Consider the following 19,474-nt stretch of genomic DNA (forward strand, 5'->3'; position numbering starts at 1 on the left):
GATGGCTTCGTCGAGGGGTGCTGCCCTCCTCTATACGAGGAGGACAATCACATATGGCATTTTGCGCGACTTGAGCGCGCGCCTCGTCCTTCGAGACGACCGCTTCGCGGTCTCCTCAGGATGAGGCTAAGCAGCATCGGTGCTCGTTGAAACCGCAGCCGCGCACTCGACCCTCATCCTGAGGGCCCGCCAACGGCGGGCGTCTCGAAGGATGGCCTCAGGAACCGCTCTCAGATGCGATTACCCGCCCGAGCGAGGGGGACCAGCGGTCTCACGCCCCGGCCGGCACCTGATCGAGAAATCCGGTCACGCTTCGGATGCGGCCGTCCTTCAGCACGGCAAAATCCGTGCCCTTGATCGGGCTGTCGGCGCCATCGGGACCAAGTCCCCACGAAAAGCGGATGTGATCGCCGTAGCCGTTGGGCTCGCCGATCAGCTTGAACTTGAAATCGGGAAAGCGCTGCTGCACGCCTGCGATCAGCGCCTCGATGCCGTCGCGGCCGTCGCCCTTCATCAGGGGATCGACATAGCTCGCATCGCTCGTCCAGTTGTCGCTGAGCAGCTCGCGGCGCCGGCCGGCCGTGCGTTCGTTCCAGAGCTCGATGTAGCGGCGGGCGATGGTGACGGGGTCGGTCATGGTGCTCTCCTTCGATGACGCCGTATTCGGCTGTCCCTGACTATCGAAGGATCGCGCGCGCCGATCGATTACCTCGCAGGTCATCGTTGCGCGAAATAAATGGAGCGCGATGATGTTGTCATCGCGCTCCATTCGCATGCGAATTGGTCGTGAGGATTACTTCGCGGCCGTGACCATGATCTCGACGGTGTATTGCGGCGCCGCCAGCTTGGCTTCGACGGTGGCGCGGGCGGGGGTATTGCCGGCCGAGACCCAGGCGTCCCACACTGCGTTCATCTCGCCGAACGTCTTCATGTCGGTGATGTAGATCGTGGCCGAGAGCAGCTTCGACTTGTCGGTGCCGGCCTTGGCGAGATGGCCGTCGATGGTGGCCAGGATGTCCTGGGTCTGCTTGGTCACGCTTTCGCCGGCGGCCTTGTTGGCGACGACACCGGCGAGATAGACGGTGTTGCCGTGCACGACGACCTGACTCATACGCGGGCCGGTTTCGAAACGCTGAATGCTCATTTGCGGATCTCCTCACTGGAATGGCGGCCCTGTCTAGCCCAGCACCTCGCGCCGTGCCACCCCGGGCACGCATGCGTTGCCTGCGGCGCATGCGTTGCCCCGCACGCATGCCGTCACCGCCGAGCATGTGCGCCTCACGGAAACTGACTGAAAAAAGCCCAGATCGTCTCGGCGCCATCGATGTCGCCGTTCTGCGGCCCGAGCAGGCCGGCTGCGACCCTCGGGAAGCGGGCATCCGGAGAAAATCCAGGCATGCGGTGGCCGCCATGGTTGATGCGATAGAGCACGACGTCGTGTCCCCTCGGGCAGCGCGATGAGATCCGGGTCACTGTCGATTGGTCTGCGGGCGCCTTGTCGGGCATGTCAGTCACGCTGGCATCGTCGGTCTCACAGCCATTGAGCTTGCGCCAGAACGCCAGCGTCTCCTCGGTCGACCAGAACCCGTCCGCGGCAAAATAGCTCGATCCGCGACCGCCCTCGTAGGGGACCAGCAGGTCGGCCGTGCCGTTCATGAGCAGCATCGGCAGCGGCCTTGACGGATGGCAGGTGACGGCGGCCTCGTCGGTGAGGTTCATGATCACGCTCGCGCCTGCCGCAAACAGATCGGCGCGGGCGCAGGCCATGGTCATCGCCATGGCGCCGCCATTGGAGACGCCCGCGATGAAGACGCGCTTTGCATCGGCCGTGCCGTCGGCCACGAGCTTCTCGACGAGCTTTGCGAGGAAGGCGACGTCGTCGGTGCCCGCCGGCGGTCCACGCAGGGCAGGCCCCGCCTTGGTTCGCGCATCCGCCCATGCATTGTTGAGCCCGTCCGGAAAGACCACGGCCAGGCCCTCGCGCTTCGCGACCTGCGGCCACGCCGTCCGCGCGACCATGTCGGCGCCGCGCTGGGTCTTGCCGTGCAGCACGATCACGAGCGGTGCCGGCTTCCTGGCCGGCAATTGCGCGGTGTAGGAGCGCTTTGCGCCGTTGACGTCGATCGTCTCGGCGGATGCGACCGACGCGGCGGCCAATGCCGCGACCACCGCCCCGATGCGCATCCACAGCCGCACGATCTAGCCCACCGCTTTTGCCGCGGCCCGGCCCGCATTGCGGCCCGAGAACAGGCAGCCGCCGAGGAAGGTGCCTTCCAGTGAGCGATAACCGTGCACGCCGCCGCCGCCGAAGCCGGCGGCTTCGCCGACCGCATAGAGGCCGGGAATGACGCTGCCCTCGGCGCCGAACACACGCGAGTCGAGATCGGTCTCGAAGCCGCCCAGCGTCTTGCGGGTGAGGATGTTGAGCTTGACCGCGATCAGGGGCCCCTGCGCGGGATCCAGGATCCTGTGTGGGGAGGCAGTGCGGATCAACCTGTCGCCAATATAGCGGCGCGCATTGTGAATGTTCATCACCTGCGCATCCTTGACGTAAGCGTTGGCGATCTCGCGGTCGCGCGCCTCGATCTGCATCCTGATGTGCTCGAGCTTGAGGAGGTCGCTGCCGGCAAGCTTGTTCATCTCCGCAACAAGGTCCTCGATCTTGTCGCGTACGATGAAGTCGACACCATGGCTTTTGAATGCCTCGACCGGCGCCGGCGCGCCCTTGTTGGTGGCGCGGCGCAAGGTCATGCGCCAGCTCTTGCCGGTCAGGTCCGGGTTCTGCTCCGAACCCGACAGCGCAAACTCCTTCTTGATGATGCTCTGGGTCAGGATGAACCAGGAATAATCATAGCCCGTCGACATGATGTATTTGAGCTGGCCGAGCGTGTCGGAGCCCGGGAATAGCGGCGCAGGCAATCGTGTGCCGGTTGCGTCGAACCACATCGAGGAGGGGCCGGGCAGGATGCGGATGCCGTGGCGCGGCCAGATGGGATTCCAGTTCTGGATGCCCTCGACATAATGCCACATGCGGTCGCGATTGATCAGCCGCGCGCCTGATTTCTCGGTGATGCCGATCATACGGCCGTCGACATGTTCGGGCACGCCGGAGATCATGAATTTGGGAGGATCACCGAGCCGCTTCGGCCAGTTCTGCCGCACCAGTTCGTGATTGCCGCCGATGCCGCCGGACGCCACGATCACGGCCTGCGCCTTCAGCGCAAATTCGCCGACAACGTTCCGCGAGGAGCTCTTGCCGCGCTCGATCGTGTCGGGGGCGAGCACGGCGCCGCTGACGCCATCCACCGTGCCATTGGTGATCGAAAGCGCATCGACGCGGTGGCGGAACCTGAAGCTCAGCCGGCCGCTTTTCATCGCCTCGCGCGCCCGGCGCTCGAACGGCTCGACGATGCCGGGACCGGTGCCCCAGGTGACGTGAAAGCGCGGCACGGAATTGCCGTGGCCCATCGCGTCATAGCCGCCGCGTTCGGCCCAGCCGACCACGGGGAAGATGCGATGGCCCATCGCTCGCAACCAGGCCCGCTTCTCGCCGGCTGCGAACGCCACATAGGCCTTGGCCCATTGCCGCGGCCAGAAGTCCTCGTCGCGGTCGAAGCCCGCGGCACCGATCCAGTCCTGCATGGCCAGGTCGAAGGAATCCTTGATGCCGAGCCGGCGCTGCTCCGGCGAATCGACCAGGAACAATCCGCCGAACGACCAGAACGCCTGGCCGCCAAGCGACTGCTCGCCTTCCTGGTCGACCACGATCACGCGCTTGCCCGCATCCGCGATCTCGGTTGCGGCAACCAGTCCCGATAGTCCCGCGCCGACAACGATGGCGTCAGTTTCTTCAGCCATGTGTTTCCCCCTCCATGTTTCCCCCTCCACAGGTTCCCCCCTGTAGTCGCCCGGATTGAAGCCAACGGTTGTAACTGAGATCAAGGGTGTGACGCATAAGACATCATTAACTTGTTCCACTTTGGGATAGAGACCCATCGGGTGCAGCGCGGACGCAACACTGGATTTGAATTTGTTTTGAGCGAGCCGGCCTGCCTAGACAAAACCTTGGTTACGACAGACGCTAGTCGCGCATCACCACCGAACACGCAGATTCGCATTCGACTGGGGCGGGGGACAATGAAGTTTCTGACGGGGTTGGTTGCGGCGGTCCTCCTGATCGCTGGCATGGGGGCCTCTCACGCGGTGGTTCGGATCGCGGATGACCGCGGTGGCCGGATCGGAACCTATGTCGACAAATACCAGGACCTGCGGCAGTCCGGTGACACCGTCATCATCGACGGCCTCTGCGCCTCCGCCTGCACCATCGTCCTCGGCGCCATCCCGCATGACCGCATCTGCGTGACGTCGAGCGCGACGCTCGGCTTCCACGCCGCCTGGGATTTCGGCAGCAATGGCCGCGCCGTCACCAATACTGAGGCGACCCAGATGCTCTACGCGATGTATCCGTCGCAGGTGAAGCGCTGGATCAGCCAGCGGGGCGGCCTCACCCCGCACATGCTCTTCCTGAAGGGCAAGCAGCTCCAGGCCATGTACAAGCCCTGCTACCTGGACGCGCAAGCCTCGGCCAACAAGCCGTCGCGCAGGCCCCTCCCGCAAACGGACCAGATCGAATCCGCCCGCGGCCAGCTCCTGCGCTGACGCTTCCAGCCTGACGAGATCGTTCCGGCCCGCCGGCGGCGCCTTGCCCGCAGGCGGGCTAAAGCTTATCTGAGGGCTGGAAACCGGGGCCTTCGCCCCCGATCGTTGTCATGGCTCAACCGCTGCACCCGTCGCATCCGCTACAGGACAATTCGCCCACTGCCGGCCGGACGCCGTTCGTGCTGCTGTTGGCAGGCGCGGGGATCGGCGGATTGCTGGTGCTCGGCGCGCTGGCGCTGTGGTTCCACTACGGCACGCAGATGTTCTTCGAGATGATCAGGACCGGTTTCGCCGCCTGCTTCTGATCCACGACAGGAAGTTTTCCGCTCATGAGCTCCGCCGCCCGTCCGCTGGTGATCGCGACCGCCTTCGCCGCAAGCCTCGTTATCGGCCTCCTGATCATGTTCTGGGCCATGGGCGGGGTCAGCAAGGTGGCGCAGCCGGCCGCGGTCGGCGGCCCGTTCCAGCTGACCGATCAGAACGGCAAGGCCGTCACCGACAAGAGCCTCAAGGGGAAGCCGACCCTGATCTTCTTCGGCTACACCCATTGCCCCGACGTCTGCCCGACCTCGCTGTTCGAGATCTCGGAAGTGCTGCGCGCGCTGGGCAAGGACGCCGACAAGGTCAATGCCGTCTTCATCTCGGTCGATCCCGAGCGCGATACGCCGGCGACCATGAAGGAGTATCTGTCGAGCTTCGATCCGCATCTCGAAGGTCTGTCCGGCGATCCCGCCGAGACGGCCAAGGTCATCACCTCCTACCGGGTCTACGCCAAGAAGGTCCCGACCAAGGACGGCGACTACACCATGGACCACACCGCGCTGATCTATCTGATGGACCGCGACGGCCGCTTCGTGTCGCCGTTCAACCTGAAGCGCACACCGGAAGAGGCTGCAGCGGATTTGAAGAAGTATCTCTAGTTCGGCGGATCAATCGCGCCTCGTGCGGTGCACCTCGCCCGCTTGCGGGAGAGGGAGCAGACCTTCACCTTGCCTGCATTCCGCACTCGCGTTCCCGCCGGGATGGTCTATAACGCCCTCCGATCCCAATGAAATTCGTTCATTTCCGGCCGATGGCTCCATCGCAACAGGCGAAATCGTCCAAATCTGCCCGTATCTTGCTGGCGGGGCTGGCCGTCGGCGCCTGCCTGCTCGCAGGCCTTCCCGGCGCCGACGCGCAGGCCCCGGCCCAGCAGCCTCCAGCGGCGCCCCAAGGAACACAACAGGGGACGCCACAAGCCGCACCTCGGGCGGTGCAGGCCGCCCCGCAAGCCGTACCCGGCTTCTGGGATCCGCGGCGGCGACCGGAGCGGCCGGACCTGTCGCGCCTGACCGTGATCCGCTTCCTGACCGAGACCGACTATCCGCCGTTCAATTTCACCGGCGCCGACGGCAACCCGGCCGGCTTCAACGTCGATCTGGCCCGCGCGCTGTGCGAGGAGATCAAGGTCACTTGCACCGTGCAGATGCGCCGCTTCGAGACGCTGGTCGATGCGCTCTCCTCCAACCGGGGCGATGCCATCATCGCCTCGATGGCGGTCAGCCCGCAGCTGCGCGCCCGGGTCGACTTCACCGATCCCTATTACCGCGTGCCGGCGCGCTTCGCCTCGCGCAAGGACGCGGTGATGCCGGAGATCCGCCCGGAATATCTCGAGGGCAAGAAAGTCGGCGTCATCGCCGGCTCCGCGCACGAGGCCTATCTCAAGGCGATGTTCACCGACGCCGAGCTGCACGGCTATCCCAATGACGACGCGCTCCGCAGCGCTTTGCGCAAGGGCGAGGTCGATTTCATTTTCGGCGACGCCATCTCGCTGGCGTTCTGGATCAACGGCACCGATTCCGGCGATTGCTGCGCTTTCTCCGGCGGTCCCTTCGTCGAGAGCCGTTTCTTCGGCGAAGGCATCGGCATCGCCGTCCGCAAGGGCAACGACGTGCTGCGCCAGGCCCTGAATTGGGCCCTATTCCGCGTCTGGGAAAAAGGCCGCTACACCGATCTGTGGCTGCGGTATTTCTCGGTGAGCCCGTTTTAGCCATCGATCGTCATTCCGGGGCGCGCGAAGTGCGAACCCGGAATCTCGAGATCGTTGAATTGTCATTCCGGGATGGTCCGCAGGACCAGACCCGGAATCTCGGGATTCCGGGTTCGATGCTGGCGCATCGCCCCGGAATGACAACAACCGTTCTTTTGCATTCTGCCCGGAAATCGCTATTTTCCGCGGCCCGGAGGCCCTTCTGAATGTCCGTTATCGATCCCAACATGAGCCCGAGCGATCTTCGTGCGCTCGCCGAACAATCCAACGCCTGGCCGTTCGAGCAGGCGAAGGCCATTGTCGCGCGGCTGAAGAAGAGTCCGAAGGACGAGGTGCTGTTCGAGACCGGCTACGGACCGTCGGGCCTGCCGCATATCGGCACGTTCGGCGAGGTCGCGCGCACCTCGATGGTGCGCCATGCCTTCCGTGTTCTGACCGAGGACAAGGTCAAGACGCGCCTCCTGGCGTTCTCCGACGACATGGACGGGTTTCGGAAAGTGCCCGACAACGTCCCCAACAAGGAGATGCTGGCCGCGCATCTCGGCAAGCCGCTGACGCGGGTGCCAGATCCGTTCTCCAACGAGTACCCCTCGTTCGGTGCGCACAACAACGCGCGCCTGCGCGCGTTTCTGGATCATTTCGGCTTCGACTACGAGTTCGCGAGCTCGACGGACTACTACACATCAGGCCGCTTCGACGCGACGCTGCTCAAGATGTTAGCTGCCTACGACAAGGTGATGGCGATCATCCTGCCGACGCTCGGCCCCGATCGGCGCGCGACCTACTCGCCGTTCCTGCCGATCAGCAAGACCACGGGCGTGGTGCTCCAGGTGCCGATGATCCGCCGCGATGTCGTGGCCGGTACGGTGACCTATGTCGATCCTGATACGAACCAGGAAGTGGAGACGCCCGTCACCGGCGGAAATGTAAAATGCCAGTGGAAGGCCGACTGGGCGATGCGCTGGGTCGCGCTCGGCGTCGACTACGAGATGGCCGGCAAGGATTTGATCGATTCGGTGAAGCTCTCCGGTGCAATCGCCAAGGCGCTCGGCGGCACGCCGCCCGAAGGCTTCAACTACGAGCTCTTCCTCGACGAGCAGGGCCAGAAGATCTCGAAGTCGAAGGGCAACGGCCTCACTATCGACGAATGGCTGCGCTACGCCTCACCGGAATCGCTGTCGCTGTTCATGTATCGCGAGCCCAAGGCGGCCAAGCGGCTGTATTTCGACGTCATCCCGCGCAACGTCGACGACTATCAGCAGTTCATCGACGGCTTTGCCCGGCAGGATGACAAGCAGCAGCTCGGCAATCCGGTCTGGCACATCCACAACGGCAAGCCGCCGCAGGGCGATATGCCCGTCACCTTCCAGCTCCTGCTGACGCTGGTGTCGTCGTCGAACGCGGAGAATGCCGAGACGCTGTGGGGCTTCATTGGCCGTTATCGTCCGGGCGTTTCGCCGCAGACGCATCCGAAGCTCGATGCGATGGTCGGCTACGCCATCAATTACTACCGCGACTTCGTCGCGCCGACGAAGCAGTTCCGCGTGCCCTCGGACACCGAGCGCAGCGCACTGCAGGATCTGCGCGATGCGCTGTCACAGCTTGCGCAGGACGCATCTGCCGAGGACATCCAGAACGTCGTCTACGAGATCGGCCGCCGCGAGCCCTTCCTCGATCAGGTCAAGAAGGGCAAGGACGGCCGTCCCGGGGTCACGCTGGACTGGTTCAACATGCTCTATCAAGTACTGCTCGGCCAGGAGAAGGGCCCGCGCTTCGGCTCCTTCGTGGCGGTGTACGGTGTGCAGAACGCGGTCAACATGATCGACGGCGCGCTGGCGCGGAGCGCGTGAGGCCACGGCTTTCTCCATCGTCGTCCCCGCGAAAGCGGGGACCCATAACCACAGGGAGAAGTTGGGCGAAGATTCGTAGTTGCGCCTGCGTTGGTACGAAGACCGCCACTCTCCGAGAGATCACGCGGTATGGGTCCCGGCGTTCGCCGGGACGACAGCGCTCATTGGAGCGCTCGCTCAGGCCGAGCGCAATACGTAGCGCCTGTTATCCTTCTGCACCGGGCGCGCGTTCATCGGATAGAGCTTTGCGAACGCGGCGACCTCGGCGGCCGACACCTGAATCGGGGTGGTCAGCAGCAGCCATTCGACCACTTCCGAACAGGGCGGCGTCGTCAGCGAGCCGGGATAGCGGAAGTAGCTGAGCCTCGGTGGCAGCATGGCGTGAGGATCGATGCCCGCATCCGCTTTCACCGCGGGGCCTTCCGCCGCCGGCATGGTCTTGACGATCTTGCCGAAGGCCGGGTTCGGCCTGCCCTCGGCCATCAGCACGCCGACCACGGCGAGGCCGCCGGCTTCGTTGCGATGGACGAAATGCGCCTCCATCGGGAAATTCTTGCCGCCGATCATGTGCTCGCTCGGCCGGTGGAAGTGCACCTGGAGCAGCTTGTACTTGACGTCGCCGAGCATCAACGTGCTGCCTTCGGCGAAGTTGAGCTGGATCGTGTGTCCGTTGTTGACGATGGTGTCGGCGCTCTTGCCCCAGTTCAGCTTCAGAACCGGCAATTGCGACTTGATCGTCCCCTCGATGTCGATCGGCGATTGCTGCAGGCCGACCGCGCAGGCCTTGTTGGCCGCATCGAGATCGCCCCATTTGGCCGGGCCGCCGACGCCCTCATAGCTCCAATGCGCGCCTTCGGCGGCGAAGGCCGGCTTGCAGAGCGGACAAAGCGCAAGACCCGCCAGAGCCTTCAATGCGTGACGGCGATTCATCATATCCCCCTAAGATGAATTGGATCGGCAATATCGGCCGCAACCTATGCGAGAGCGGCGGTGAGTCGCAATGGCGATGCAGGGCGACGCGGGCCGGGAGCGGATTCAGACCTTCTGGCGAAAGGTCTCCAGCACGGCGGCGACGATCTTCTGTCCGTTTCTGCGCAGCTTCCTGGAATCGTCGGCGTGGGGCAGCAGCAATCCGATCTTGCAGATCATGGCGTCGATCATCCGGCTGAGCAGATCGACATCGTCCGCGTGCAACTCGCCATCGCGCTTCAGGGCCCGCAGGGTCGCGATCAGGAGCGCGGTCGGATAGGTCTCCTCGATCTCGCGATAGCGCGGCTCGCCGAGCACGGCTTGCGCTTCCTGGATGACGATGCGCGCGTAGTCCGGCTCTTCGCAGGCGTCGAGATAGGCGTCGATGCCGGCGCTGAGACGATCCCAGATCTTGCGCTCATTGCGCGCCGCGGCCTCGATTCTGGCGGCCGCGTCGCGCTGCATGGCGACTACGACGGCATCGAACAGCGCCTTCTTGTCCGCGAAGTGATGGTAGAACGCGCCGCGCGTGACCCGCGCCGCCCGCGAGATCGCCTCCATGCCCGCCGCCTGAAATCCATTGGCGGCAAACGCCTCGCGGCCGGCATCGAGCAGCGCCTGCCTGGTGGCCTCGCTGTACTCTTCCCGACGACTTCTCGGAGGATCCTTTGCCCGCATCGCGCGCAACCTAAAGCTTGACGCGTTGGTATCAAACCGCATATAACATACATAATGTATGTATTAGACATTTAGAATGTTGCGAGACGAGCCGTGGACGGCAGGTGCATGTTCGAGCTGGCGGAAAGGCTGGCAATCGCGAAGAGCCGGCAGGACATCCCAGCGGCGCTGGAGGTTCTGCATCCCGACATGGTGCTGGAGACGCCGGCCTTCGGCACCAGGGCGCGAGGTCTCGCCGAAAACCAGCGCATCCTGACGCGCTTCTTCAAGTCCTTCCCGGACTATCACGTCACCCTCGACGGCCACGCCAATTCCGCTGACACGCTGGTCTGCTGGGGCACCGCGCGGATGACGATGACGGGGGATCGCTTCGGGGCCGAGCCCAACGGGCGCCGCGCGGAGCTGCCGGTGTTCATCGCCTTCGCCTTTCGCGACGACAAGATCGCTTATGAGCGCTTCGTCTTCGATCTCTCCGAGCTCTGCGCTCAATCCGGCGTTTCGACCGACGTGGTCAGGCGCAAGCTGTTCGGCGAAGCCACGCAGGCAGCGTAGCCCGCCGACGCAACACCATCCACGAAACAGGAGCGTCAGACCATGGCCGATCCCCGCATCAAGCCCGTCGGTGACCTCGCGACCAGGCTTCTCTTCGACATCGTCGTCGACCTCGATCCGCGCATCAATTTCGGCGCCGGGCCGATCGGGCAGCGCGTGCTGTTCGGGGCGGCCAAGGGTTCGTTCGAAGGGCCACGCCTGCGCGGCGAGGTGCTGCGGGGCGGTGGTGACTGGGCGTTATTCCGCGCCGATGGTACCATGACCCTCGATGTGCGCCTGTCGTTGCGGACGCATGATGGCGAGTTGATCTACATGACCTATGGCGGCCGCTGGGTGACGCCGCAGTCTTTGCGCGCCGAGATGGCGGATCCCGCGCGACGTACCAAGGTCGATCCCGCCGGATACTACTTCCGCACCAATCCGCTGTTCGAGACCGGCTCGCAAACCTATGCCTGGCTCAACGACATCGTCTGCGTCGGCAAGGGCTACCTCGTCGAAGGTGCCGTCGCCTACAAGATCTTCGAAGTGCTGTGAGAGCTCCGTGGATGCGTAGAGTGCGCTGCATGTGAGCGCCCCCTCGCCCTCACTGCCTCGCCCACATGATGCGCGCGATCCACGCCACATCGCTCGCCGCCATCGTGCGCCCGGCCTGCGACGCATCGAACGACTGAAGCTCCAGCGCCTTCGCGGTGCGGCGCCCGAGCGTCGCGACCACCACCTCGCCCCCTTTGGTCTTCACCACCACGCGGTCGCCTTTGCGGATCGGTGCGCCGGGTGAGACCAGGATGAGGTCGCCGTCGCGATAGGCAGGGAGCAGCGCATCGCCGGAAATCTCCAGCGCAAAGGTGTGGCTGTCCTCGGTGGGAAGCGCGGTTTCGGTCCAGCCCTTGCCGGATGGAAGGCCGGCCTCATCGAAAGCGCCGCTCGCGCCGGCCAGCGCGAAGCCGAGCAGCGGTACCGAGCGACCGTCGCCGGCCTCATCGTCGATCAGCCGCGCAAAGCTCTCGATCGAGGAGTCGGCTGCGGCCAGTGCCTTTGCGATCGATTCGGTCGAGGGCCAGCGCTCGCGGCCGTCGGAGGTGACGCGCTTGGACCTGTTGAAGGTGGTGGGATCGAGCCCGGCGCGCTTGGCAAGGCCGGACGGCGACAGACCGGCGCGCGCCGCCAGCCGATCCAGGGCGACCCAGATCTGGTCGTGCGTCAGTATCCTCTGCGCTTTGGCCTGTCTGACCATGCAAGGTCCAGCCCGTCGCAACTCAGGAAAACTATCCTCAAATCAACCGGTTTTCCGTTTTTCGCGCAAGAGGCGGTGGGCAGGCGCGCCTTCAAGCGATGTGGATAGCGGTTCGCCTCTGGAAAAACGCGCCAAAATAGGAATCTAGAGCCCCGTTCCGATTTCATCGGAACGGAATAGGCTCTAAGCCTTGAGTTCGGAAGGGGCGGCCTTTACGGTCGCGCCCGGGTTTCGGGGACCCGCACGCGGCGAAAAAACCCAAGAAACTCAAAGAGCTGACTCAAAGAGCAAACAGGGCTGCGCAAGCGGTGGTCAAGATCTACAAAATCTGTCCGGCCTCGGCCTGGCGCGAGGCGGAACGGCAAGGTGTCTACCGGGGCAGCGCGGACGATGCGCGCGACGGCTTCATCCATTTCTCCACCGCTGCCCAGGTTCCCGAGACCTTGCGCAAGCACTATGTCGGACAGCGCGCGCTGTTCCTGGTCGAGGTCGATGGCGACGCACTCGGCAGCGAGCTGCGCTGGGAGCGCTCGCGCAATGACGAGCTGTTTCCACATCTCTATGGCGAGCTCGACCTCGGCGCGGTGCTGTCGGTGATGAACCTCAACATCCGCTCGGACGGCGGCCACGACACTCCGGAGCTGCTGCCGTGATCCGCGCTTTCGACGCCTTTTCGCTGCCGGTGCTGCGCTGGCTCGATCCGGAAGACGCCCATCGCCTCGCGATCCAGGGACTGCGCTTCCTGCCGCCGGTCAAGCCGCGCGCTGACGATCCCAAGCTCGCGATGCGCGCCTTCGGGCTCAACTTTCCCAATCCGATCGGCATGGCCGCGGGCTTCGACAAGAGCGCCGAGGTGCCGGACGCATTGCTGCGGCTCGGCTTCGGCTTCGTCGAGATCGGCTCGGTGACGCCGAAGCCGCAGAGCGGCAATCCGCGGCCGCGGCTGTTTCGTTTGGAGCGCGACGAGGCCGTCATCAACCGCATGGGGTTCAACAATGACGGCGCCGACGTCGCCTTGCGCCGGCTTGCCGCGCGCGCGCAGCACGGCGGCATCGTCGGCGTCAATGTCGGCGCCAACAAGGATTCGCCGGACCGCGTCGCCGACTACGTCAAGCTGATCGAGACCTTTGCGCCGGTCGCGAGCTATTTCACCGTCAACGTCTCCTCGCCGAACACGCCGGGCCTGCGCAATTTGCAGGAAGGCGCCCTGCTCGACGATCTCCTCGCAAGGGTGATCGACGCGCGCGAGCGTGTCAGGCAGAAGGCCGGCGACACGCCGGTGCTGCTCAAGATCGCGCCGGATCTGAGCCTCGCCCAGCTCGACGACGTCGTGCAGGTGGCGCGTTCGCGCCGGGTCGACGGCATGATCGTGTCGAACACGACGATCGCGCGGCCGAGCACGCTGCGGGAGGAGATGCGCGCCAAGGAGCAAGGCGGCCTGTCCGGCCGGCCGCTGTTCCGCCTGTCGACGCGCATGGTCGCGGAAACCTATGTGCGCGTCGAGGGCGCGTTCCCGCTGATCGGCGTCGGCGGCGTGGATTCGGGCGGTGCCGCGCTGACGAAGATCCGCGCCGGCGCGAGCCTGATCCAGCTCTATTCGTCGCTGATCTACAAGGGCCTCGGCCTCGTCGACGAGATCAAGCGTGACCTCACCTCGACGCTGCTTCGCACCGGGCGGGATTCCCTGTCCGAGATCGTCGGCGCGGATGCGGCGACCCTCACGGCGGAAGACTGGCCGGGGATGTAAGGCGCTCTCGTGCCCCGGACGCAGCGCAGCGCGCCGCCTTCGGCGCGGTGCGCTGCAGAGCCGGGGCCCATGTGACGGCGAGTTCGAGAGGAATGGGTCCCGGCTCTGCGCAGCAGCGTTTCACGCTGCAGCGCGTCCGGGACACGAGAGCTATGATTTCGAGAACGTCGCCCGGAACTGCGCCGGATAGCGTGCGGCCTGCAAGCCACCGCGCGAGAGGTAGGAAGCCATCAGCGCGCACCACAGTCCGGCATTGCCGAGCGACTGCAGCGCCCACCAGGCGGCGAGGAAGATCAGCAGCGAAGCCAGCATCAGGTTGCGCATCTCGCGCGCCCAGGTCGCGCCGATATAGATGCCGTCGAAGCCGAAGGCGAATACCCCGGGGATCGGCGCGAGCACGACGAACGGCAGGAATTCGCGCGCGGCACGGCGGACGTCGTCACTCGCCGTCATGAAATCGATCAAATGCGGCCCGAACAGCGCGAACAGTCCCGACACCACCAGCGCGAAGCCGAGGCCCCATAGCAGCACCAGCCGGGTCGAATCCGCAAAGCCCGTTGCATCGCGCGCGCCAACGGCGCGGCCGCAGAGCTGCTGCGCTGCGTTGGCGAGACCGTCGAGGAAGAAAGCGCTGACAAGCAGGAAATTGTTGAGTACCGAGTTGGCGGCCAGCGTGACGTCGCCGGCCTGCGCGCCCTTGGCGGTGAAGAACAGGAATACGGCGATCAGCGCCGCAGTGCGGATCAGGATGTCGGTGTTCACCGCCAGCAACCGCAACAGCTTGTCGCGGTCGAGCAGGGTCGCGTACGGCACGGAGAAGCCGCCATCGGCATAATGGCGGCAGACGATCACGCCGAGGGCGAACCCGACCGCTTCCGACAACAGCGCGGCGATCGCGGCACCGGCGATGCCGGTGTCGTAGACCAGCACCAGCAGGATCGTCGCCGCCATGTTGACGAGGTTGATGACGACCTGAAGCATCAAGGCTGAATTGGCGCGGGCCTGGCCGATCAGCCAACCGAGGATGACGTAATTGGCGAGCGCGAACGGCGACGACCAGATCCGGATCTTGAAGTAGATCTTCGCGGCCTGCGTCACACCTTCGCTGCCGCCCATGAGGTCGAACAGCAAAGCGGCCAGCGGCAGTTGCAGCACGATCAGCGCGGCGCCGATCAGGCCGGCAACGATGAAGCCGCGCGCCAGGATCGCGGTCGGCTCGCGCGTGTCACCCGCGCCCAGCGATTGCGCGGTGAAGGCGAGCGTGCTCATCCGCAGGAAGCCGAACAGCCAGAACAGGCAGTCGAAGATCACCGAGGCCATCGCCACGCCGCCAAGCAGCGCGGCATCGTCGAGACGGCCGATCGCCGTGGTCGAGACGATGCCGATCAGCGGCGTGGTCAGGTTCGCGACCATCGCCGGACCGGCGATGGCGAACACTTCACGTGTGCCGACTTTGGGATGGACGGGCGCGTGCATGGTCAGAACACGACGACCATGCCGTCCTCGGCCGCCATATGAGGCAGAGCCTCGAGGCGCGAAAGCATGTCGTCGCTCATATGGGTGAGGACGAGCCGCTTCGCGCCGATCGCCGGCAGATACTGTTCCAAAGTCTTCAGGCTGAGATGGTTCTTGACTACCTTCTCGTACATATAGGCTTCAGCGATGAAAAGGTCCGCGCCATGCGCCAGCGGAATGAGCGTCTCCGTCCATTCGGTATCGGCGCTGTAGGCGAGCGTGCGGCCCTCGGCCTCGATGCGGTAGGCGAGGAAGGGGCCACCGGATTCGCCGTGCACGACCGGATAGGGCGTCACCGTCACGGCACCGAAAGTCCGGCTTTGCTCGGGCGCGAGCTCGACGACATTTAGCTCGAAGCGCTGCTGTGTCTTCGAGGAGTGCTCGAACAGCACCTCCATCACCTCACGCAGCCGCGTCTCGATACCTTGCGGGCCGGCGATCGTCAGCGGCCGCGTCCGCCGCGAGAATTGGGCGTCGAGCAGGACAAACGGCAGCCCGGCAAAATGATCACCGTGGAAATGCGTGATCAGGATGAGATCGATGTCCTCGCACGCGATCTCAAGCCGCTTCAGCGCCGGCAGAGCCGACGCGCCGCAATCGATCAGGAAGTTGGCCTCGCGCCCCGAGACGTGGAAGCAGGTGTTGAGCCTGCCGCCGGAGCCGAAAGCATCGCCGCAGCCGACAAAGCGCAATTGCATCGGCTGCGGGCTCCCAAAACTCTACCGGCGCGGCGTGCCGAACACGCGCGAGAGCAGCCAGATCGGGATCACGATGACTGCGCCGAGCAGGAAGTAGCGCCACAGCCAATTGATGGTGTCGAAGCCGAGATCCCACAGACGCTGGAACAACAGGCGAATGCTGGTGAGGATGTTCCAGGGATCGAAGCCGATCGCCGCGAGCACGACGCCGACCAGGATCGAGAGCAGGACCAGGCGAAACGCGACCGCCAGCGGCGAGCCGCCGAGAAAGCGGTTCAGCCCGTCGTTGCGGCCGGCCGGCAAATCTCTGACGTCTTGGACCATCTCAAACTCCTGTAGGCGGATTCGACCCATTATAGGGCACGGCGAGGCAGATGGGGAACCCGCAACAGGGCGTCAATCGGGTTACGGGAGTTTAATTCGACGGTCGGTTTGTCTCTCCCGCAGCCCAATGAGAGTTTTTCGCGGCCGCCATCCTTCGAGACGCCCGCTTTAGGCGGGCTCCTCAGGATGAGGACGGAGTGCGCGGCAGCAGTTTCAACGCGCACCGATGCCGATTAGCCTCATCCTGAGGAGACCGCGAAGCGGTCGTCTCGAAGGACGAGGCGTGCGCTCAGGATCACGCACCTCACACCTCGACCTCCGCCGCGTCCGCCTTCAGCATCCTCTCCAGCGTCTCCAGCCGATCGGCCTCGCGCGGCGGCTTGTCCCAGCGCAGGCGGCTGATGCGGGGGAAGCGCATGGCGACACCGGATTTGTGTCGCGGCGAGCGCTGCAGGCCCTCGAACGCCACCTCCAGCACCAAGCCCTTTTCGCCCTCGTGCACGACATGGCGGACGGGGCCGAACTTCTCCGTGGTGTTGCGGCGGACGAAGCGGTCGATCTGCAGCAGCTCCTCGTCCGTGAAGCCGAAATAGGCCTTGCCGACCGGCACCAGTTCGTCGCCGCCCTCGCCCGCGGTCCAGACGCCGAACGTGTAGTCGGAATAAAAGGACGAGCGCTTGCCGTGACCGCGCTGCGCATACATCAGAACGGCATCGATGATGTGCGGATCGCGTTTCCACTTCCACCACTGGCCCTTGGGACGTCCGGGCAGATAAGGCGCATCGCGTCGCTTCAGCATCACGCCTTCGACGGCGTCCGCGTCTTCGCCGGCACCGGCACTTGCGGGATCGGCGCGTGCGGCAGTCAAAGCTTCCCAGCTGGAGAAGGCAACGGTGGGGGACAGATCGATGCGGGGATCGCCGAGCTTCTTGATGAAGGTCTCCAACCGTTCGCGCCGTTCCGCGAACGGCAGCTCGCGCAAATCGTTCTCGTCGTCGCCGAGCAGATCGTAAGCGCGCAGGTGAATCGGAAATTCCTTGATCAACTTGGGCGAGACGACCTTGCGGTTGAGCCGCTGCTGCAGGACGTTGAAACTTTGCACACGGCCCTCACGCAGGATCAGCAGCTCGCCATCGATCGCGCCCGGAAGGCGCAGCGACGGCACGAGATCCGGAAAGCTCCCCGTGATGTCCTCGCCAGTACGTGAATAGAGCCGCGCCGTGGTGTGGCCGCGCTCGTCCCGGCCGGCGACGGCCTGCACGCGAATGCCATCCCATTTCCACTCGGCGATGTAGTCGGCGGGATCGAGCGCGGCGAAATCGCTGTCCTCGATCGCATGCGCCAGCATCACCGGGCGGAACGGTGCGGGATCGCGGTTGACCGGCTTTTCGCCACGGCCCTCCAGCCAGGCGAACAGGTCGAGATAGGGCGGCGCGAGCCCCGGCCAGATCAGCTCGACCTCGTGCGGGTCCTTGTCGCCGAGCGCGGCCGCCGCGGTCTTGGCGAGGCGCGCAGAGATGCCGATGCGCAGCGCCCCGGTGACGAGTTTCAGCAGCGCCCAGCGCCCGGTCTCATCGAGCTCGTCGAGCCAGCGCTCGAGCTGTTTCGGCAGCTCGGTCTTGCCGAGGGTGCGCAACGTGGTGACAACCTCGGTTAGGGCCGGCGGCGGTGGGTTGTTGTGGTTGCGGGCGTGACGGGACTCATCAGCATCTCGCCCGGAGTACCCCCCTCCCTGCCCCTCCCCCACAAGGGGGGAGGGAACGGAGAAGCTCGTGCGTCCCTCACTTTGGGAATCGCCAAGAGATATTGTGCTCGCTGACAGCGCCCCACTCCGCTGCGCTCCCTCCCCCCTTGTGGGGGAGGGCGGGGGAGAGGGGGGGCCCGGAAAAGACTGCGCATTGTCTTGCGTCTTCGGCCACATCAACGCCACCGTCTCCGAGAGATCGCCGACGTAATCGTAACTCAACCCGAACAGCACGGGATCAGTACGCGATGCGATGAGATCGCGGATCAGGGCCGGCTTGGCGTGCTTGAAGCTGAGCGCGCCGGTGAGCGCAGCCAGCGCGTAGCCGCGGTCGGGGTCACCGACCTCGCGGAAATAGCCGGTGAGCAGCCGCAGCTTGTTGTTGCGGCCGGGCTCGTAGGCGAGACGGTCCAGCAGCTCGGCGAAGCGGTTCATGCTTCGGCCTCGTCTTGAAGCGCCGTCTCGCTCTCCTCCTCGTCGCCATAGCCGACGAGGTCGAGCGGCTGCGCTTTCAGGCCTTTGCTCTGGCACCAATGCACCAGTGCATCTTCCTGGCCGTGCGTGACCCAGATCTCGCCGGCACCGGTCGCGGCGATGGTGGCGGTGAGGCCGTCCCAGTCGGCGTGGTCGGAGATCACCAGCGGCAGCTCGATGCCGCGCTGCCGCGCCCGGGCGCGCACGCGCATCCATCCTGACGCGAACGCAGTGACCGGATCGGGAAAGCGCCGCGTCCAGAGATCGGAGGTCGCCGAGGGCGGCGCCAGCGTGATGGTCCCGGCGAGCGCCGCCTTCTTCACGCCCTTCACCGGCTTGAGCTCGCCGAGATCGATGCCCCGGCTCTGATAGTACTCGGTGATCTTCTCCATCGCGCCATGCAGATAGATCGGGGCGTCATAGCTGGCCGCGCGCAGCAGCGCGATCACGCGCTGGGCCTTGCCGAGCGAATAGGCGCCGACCAGATGCGCGCGCTCGGAAAACAGCGCGACGGAGGCGAGCAGCTTCTTGACCTCGTCGCTCGCATCGCCATGCCGGAATACCGGCAGCCCGAACGTCGCCTCGGTGATGAAGACGTCGCATTGCACCAGCTCGAACGGCGTGCAGGTCGGATCGGGCGCGTCCTTGTAGTCGCCGGAGGCGACGATGCAGGTGTCCTTGCAGGTCACCGCGATCTGCGCCGATCCCAGCACATGGCCGGCCGGGTGGAATTTCACGCAGACATCGCCGAGCCGGATCTCCTCGCCATAGCTGATGGCTTGCGTCGACCCGGCGAAATTCTCGCCATAGCGCAGCCGCATCATGTCCAGCGTTTCCTGCGTCGCCAGCACCGCACCATGGCCGGCGCGGGCATGGTCGGAATGGCCGTGGGTGATCACGGCCCGCTCGACCGGGCGGACGGGATCGATATGGAAGCCGCCGGGCTTGCAGCACAGGCCGGCAGCAACTGGCAGCAGGATGTCTTGCGGACGCATGTGAGA

General features: G+C 65.1%; 21 protein-coding genes. 9 read left to right on the plus strand and 12 right to left on the minus strand.

Translation table 11 applies throughout. From position 1 onward, the window contains the following. Positions 1-271: 271 nt before the first annotated feature. The 4 genes from XI04_RS34345 to XI04_RS34360 form a co-directional block, all read right to left on the minus strand. Positions 272-637 carry a nuclear transport factor 2 family protein gene (locus XI04_RS34345; protein WP_038973207.1) on the minus strand — a complete coding sequence of 122 codons (366 nt, stop codon included), beginning with the start codon at positions 635-637 and terminating at the stop codon, positions 272-274. Positions 638-793: 156 nt separating this feature from the next. After that, complete coding sequence (locus XI04_RS34350; protein ID WP_018320814.1) at positions 794-1,144, minus strand: RidA family protein; 351 nt, start codon at positions 1,142-1,144, stop codon at positions 794-796. 134 nt (positions 1,145-1,278) lie between these two features. After that, positions 1,279-2,196, minus strand: coding sequence for an alpha/beta hydrolase family esterase (locus XI04_RS34355; protein WP_028140867.1), 918 nt, complete (start codon positions 2,194-2,196; stop codon positions 1,279-1,281). A 3-nt stretch (positions 2,197-2,199) separates the two neighbouring features. Next, positions 2,200-3,858, minus strand: coding sequence for an FAD-binding dehydrogenase (locus XI04_RS34360; protein WP_152102269.1), 1,659 nt, complete (start codon positions 3,856-3,858; stop codon positions 2,200-2,202). A gap of 279 nt (positions 3,859-4,137) precedes the next feature. Here XI04_RS34360 and XI04_RS34365 point away from each other — a divergent pair, with 279 nt between their 5' ends. The 5 genes from XI04_RS34365 (at position 4,138) to XI04_RS34385 (ending at position 8,538) form a co-directional block, all read left to right on the plus strand. After that, positions 4,138-4,659: a hypothetical protein gene (locus tag XI04_RS34365; protein WP_028140869.1), complete on the plus strand. Its 522-nt coding sequence runs from the start codon at positions 4,138-4,140 to the stop codon at positions 4,657-4,659. Between the two features lie 110 nt (positions 4,660-4,769). Beyond that, a complete protein-coding gene (locus XI04_RS34370) occupies positions 4,770-4,964 on the plus strand; it encodes a hypothetical protein (RefSeq protein ID WP_028140870.1) in 195 nt (64 codons plus the stop codon). Positions 4,965-4,988: 24 nt separating this feature from the next. After that, entirely contained in the window at positions 4,989-5,579 is a 591-nt protein-coding gene (locus tag XI04_RS34375; RefSeq protein WP_028140871.1) for an SCO family protein, read from the plus strand. A 152-nt stretch (positions 5,580-5,731) separates the two neighbouring features. After that, positions 5,732-6,688 carry a transporter substrate-binding domain-containing protein gene (locus tag XI04_RS34380; RefSeq protein ID WP_028140872.1) on the plus strand — a complete coding sequence of 319 codons (957 nt, stop codon included), beginning with the start codon at positions 5,732-5,734 and terminating at the stop codon, positions 6,686-6,688. Positions 6,689-6,894: 206 nt separating this feature from the next. Then, the gene (locus tag XI04_RS34385; protein WP_152102268.1) at positions 6,895-8,538 is read left to right on the plus strand and encodes a lysine--tRNA ligase; all 1,644 of its coding nucleotides are present in this window, start codon (positions 6,895-6,897) and stop codon (positions 8,536-8,538) included. 177 nt (positions 8,539-8,715) lie between these two features. Here XI04_RS34385 and XI04_RS34390 read toward each other — a convergent pair whose 3' ends face one another. Both XI04_RS34390 and XI04_RS34395 read right to left on the minus strand, forming a co-directional pair. After that, a complete protein-coding gene (locus XI04_RS34390; RefSeq protein WP_028140874.1) occupies positions 8,716-9,468 on the minus strand; it encodes a carbonic anhydrase in 753 nt (250 codons plus the stop codon). 105 nt (positions 9,469-9,573) lie between these two features. Next, positions 9,574-10,185, minus strand: coding sequence for a TetR/AcrR family transcriptional regulator (locus XI04_RS34395; RefSeq protein WP_049801938.1), 612 nt, complete (start codon positions 10,183-10,185; stop codon positions 9,574-9,576). A gap of 93 nt (positions 10,186-10,278) precedes the next feature. Here XI04_RS34395 and XI04_RS34400 point away from each other — a divergent pair, with 93 nt between their 5' ends. Beyond that, positions 10,279-10,737 (plus strand): ester cyclase, encoded by a 459-nt coding sequence (locus tag XI04_RS34400; RefSeq protein ID WP_152102266.1) that lies wholly within the window; start codon positions 10,279-10,281, stop codon positions 10,735-10,737. A gap of 42 nt (positions 10,738-10,779) precedes the next feature. Then, positions 10,780-11,271, plus strand: coding sequence for a DUF3237 domain-containing protein (locus XI04_RS34405; protein WP_038947311.1), 492 nt, complete (start codon positions 10,780-10,782; stop codon positions 11,269-11,271). A gap of 49 nt (positions 11,272-11,320) precedes the next feature. Here XI04_RS34405 and XI04_RS34410 read toward each other — a convergent pair whose 3' ends face one another. Beyond that, complete coding sequence (locus XI04_RS34410) at positions 11,321-11,971, minus strand: S24 family peptidase (RefSeq protein WP_028140877.1); 651 nt, start codon at positions 11,969-11,971, stop codon at positions 11,321-11,323. Between the two features lie 308 nt (positions 11,972-12,279). Between XI04_RS34410 and XI04_RS34415 the strand changes: the two genes are divergently transcribed. Further along, entirely contained in the window at positions 12,280-12,624 is a 345-nt protein-coding gene (locus XI04_RS34415; protein ID WP_018320827.1) for a DUF952 domain-containing protein, read from the plus strand. Next, positions 12,621-13,718 carry a quinone-dependent dihydroorotate dehydrogenase gene (locus XI04_RS34420; protein ID WP_028140878.1) on the plus strand — a complete coding sequence of 366 codons (1,098 nt, stop codon included), beginning with the start codon at positions 12,621-12,623 and terminating at the stop codon, positions 13,716-13,718. Before XI04_RS34415 ends, XI04_RS34420 begins: the two co-directional genes overlap by 4 nt. 150 nt (positions 13,719-13,868) lie before the next feature. Here XI04_RS34420 and XI04_RS34425 read toward each other — a convergent pair whose 3' ends face one another. The 5 genes from XI04_RS34425 to XI04_RS34445 all read right to left on the minus strand — a co-directional run bounded on the left by XI04_RS34425 (position 13,869) and on the right by XI04_RS34445 (position 19,468). Continuing rightward, positions 13,869-15,194, minus strand: coding sequence for an MATE family efflux transporter (locus XI04_RS34425; RefSeq protein ID WP_152102264.1), 1,326 nt, complete (start codon positions 15,192-15,194; stop codon positions 13,869-13,871). Positions 15,195-15,196: 2 nt separating this feature from the next. After that, positions 15,197-15,931, minus strand: coding sequence for an MBL fold metallo-hydrolase (locus XI04_RS34430; protein ID WP_038973202.1), 735 nt, complete (start codon positions 15,929-15,931; stop codon positions 15,197-15,199). Positions 15,932-15,952: 21 nt separating this feature from the next. Then, a complete protein-coding gene (locus XI04_RS34435) occupies positions 15,953-16,255 on the minus strand; it encodes a DUF6460 domain-containing protein (protein ID WP_028140881.1) in 303 nt (100 codons plus the stop codon). A gap of 304 nt (positions 16,256-16,559) precedes the next feature. Further along, positions 16,560-18,434, minus strand: coding sequence for an ATP-dependent DNA ligase (locus tag XI04_RS34440; protein WP_271609643.1), 1,875 nt, complete (start codon positions 18,432-18,434; stop codon positions 16,560-16,562). After that, positions 18,431-19,468 carry a ligase-associated DNA damage response exonuclease gene (locus XI04_RS34445; protein WP_271609664.1) on the minus strand — a complete coding sequence of 346 codons (1,038 nt, stop codon included), beginning with the start codon at positions 19,466-19,468 and terminating at the stop codon, positions 18,431-18,433. The genes XI04_RS34440 and XI04_RS34445 overlap by 4 nt, the downstream gene beginning before the upstream one ends. Positions 19,469-19,474: the final 6 nt, after the last annotated feature.

The organism is Bradyrhizobium sp. CCBAU 11430, assembly GCF_028128855.1.
GTDB lineage: Bacteria > Pseudomonadota > Alphaproteobacteria > Rhizobiales > Xanthobacteraceae > Bradyrhizobium > Bradyrhizobium ottawaense.

Coding starts and splice junctions, on each gene's coding strand:
- XI04_RS34345 (WP_038973207.1), bottom strand. CDS start 637: ATGACCGACCCCGTCACCATCGCCCGCCGCTACATCGAGCTCTGGAAC.
- XI04_RS34350 (WP_018320814.1), bottom strand. CDS start 1,144: ATGAGCATTCAGCGTTTCGAAACCGGCCCGCGTATGAGTCAGGTCGTC.
- XI04_RS34360 (WP_152102269.1), bottom strand. CDS start 3,858: ATGGCTGAAGAAACTGACGCCATCGTTGTCGGCGCGGGACTATCGGGA.
- XI04_RS34365 (WP_028140869.1), top strand. CDS start 4,138: ATGAAGTTTCTGACGGGGTTGGTTGCGGCGGTCCTCCTGATCGCTGGC.
- XI04_RS34370 (WP_028140870.1), top strand. CDS start 4,770: ATGGCTCAACCGCTGCACCCGTCGCATCCGCTACAGGACAATTCGCCC.
- XI04_RS34375 (WP_028140871.1), top strand. CDS start 4,989: ATGAGCTCCGCCGCCCGTCCGCTGGTGATCGCGACCGCCTTCGCCGCA.
- XI04_RS34380 (WP_028140872.1), top strand. CDS start 5,732: ATGGCTCCATCGCAACAGGCGAAATCGTCCAAATCTGCCCGTATCTTG.
- XI04_RS34385 (WP_152102268.1), top strand. CDS start 6,895: ATGTCCGTTATCGATCCCAACATGAGCCCGAGCGATCTTCGTGCGCTC.
- XI04_RS34390 (WP_028140874.1), bottom strand. CDS start 9,468: ATGAATCGCCGTCACGCATTGAAGGCTCTGGCGGGTCTTGCGCTTTGT.
- XI04_RS34395 (WP_049801938.1), bottom strand. CDS start 10,185: ATGCGGGCAAAGGATCCTCCGAGAAGTCGTCGGGAAGAGTACAGCGAG.
- XI04_RS34405 (WP_038947311.1), top strand. CDS start 10,780: ATGGCCGATCCCCGCATCAAGCCCGTCGGTGACCTCGCGACCAGGCTT.
- XI04_RS34410 (WP_028140877.1), bottom strand. CDS start 11,971: ATGGTCAGACAGGCCAAAGCGCAGAGGATACTGACGCACGACCAGATC.
- XI04_RS34425 (WP_152102264.1), bottom strand. CDS start 15,194: ATGCACGCGCCCGTCCATCCCAAAGTCGGCACACGTGAAGTGTTCGCC.
- XI04_RS34430 (WP_038973202.1), bottom strand. CDS start 15,931: ATGCAATTGCGCTTTGTCGGCTGCGGCGATGCTTTCGGCTCCGGCGGC.
- XI04_RS34435 (WP_028140881.1), bottom strand. CDS start 16,255: ATGGTCCAAGACGTCAGAGATTTGCCGGCCGGCCGCAACGACGGGCTG.
- XI04_RS34440 (WP_271609643.1), bottom strand. CDS start 18,434: ATGAACCGCTTCGCCGAGCTGCTGGACCGTCTCGCCTACGAGCCCGGC.
- XI04_RS34445 (WP_271609664.1), bottom strand. CDS start 19,468: ATGCGTCCGCAAGACATCCTGCTGCCAGTTGCTGCCGGCCTGTGCTGC.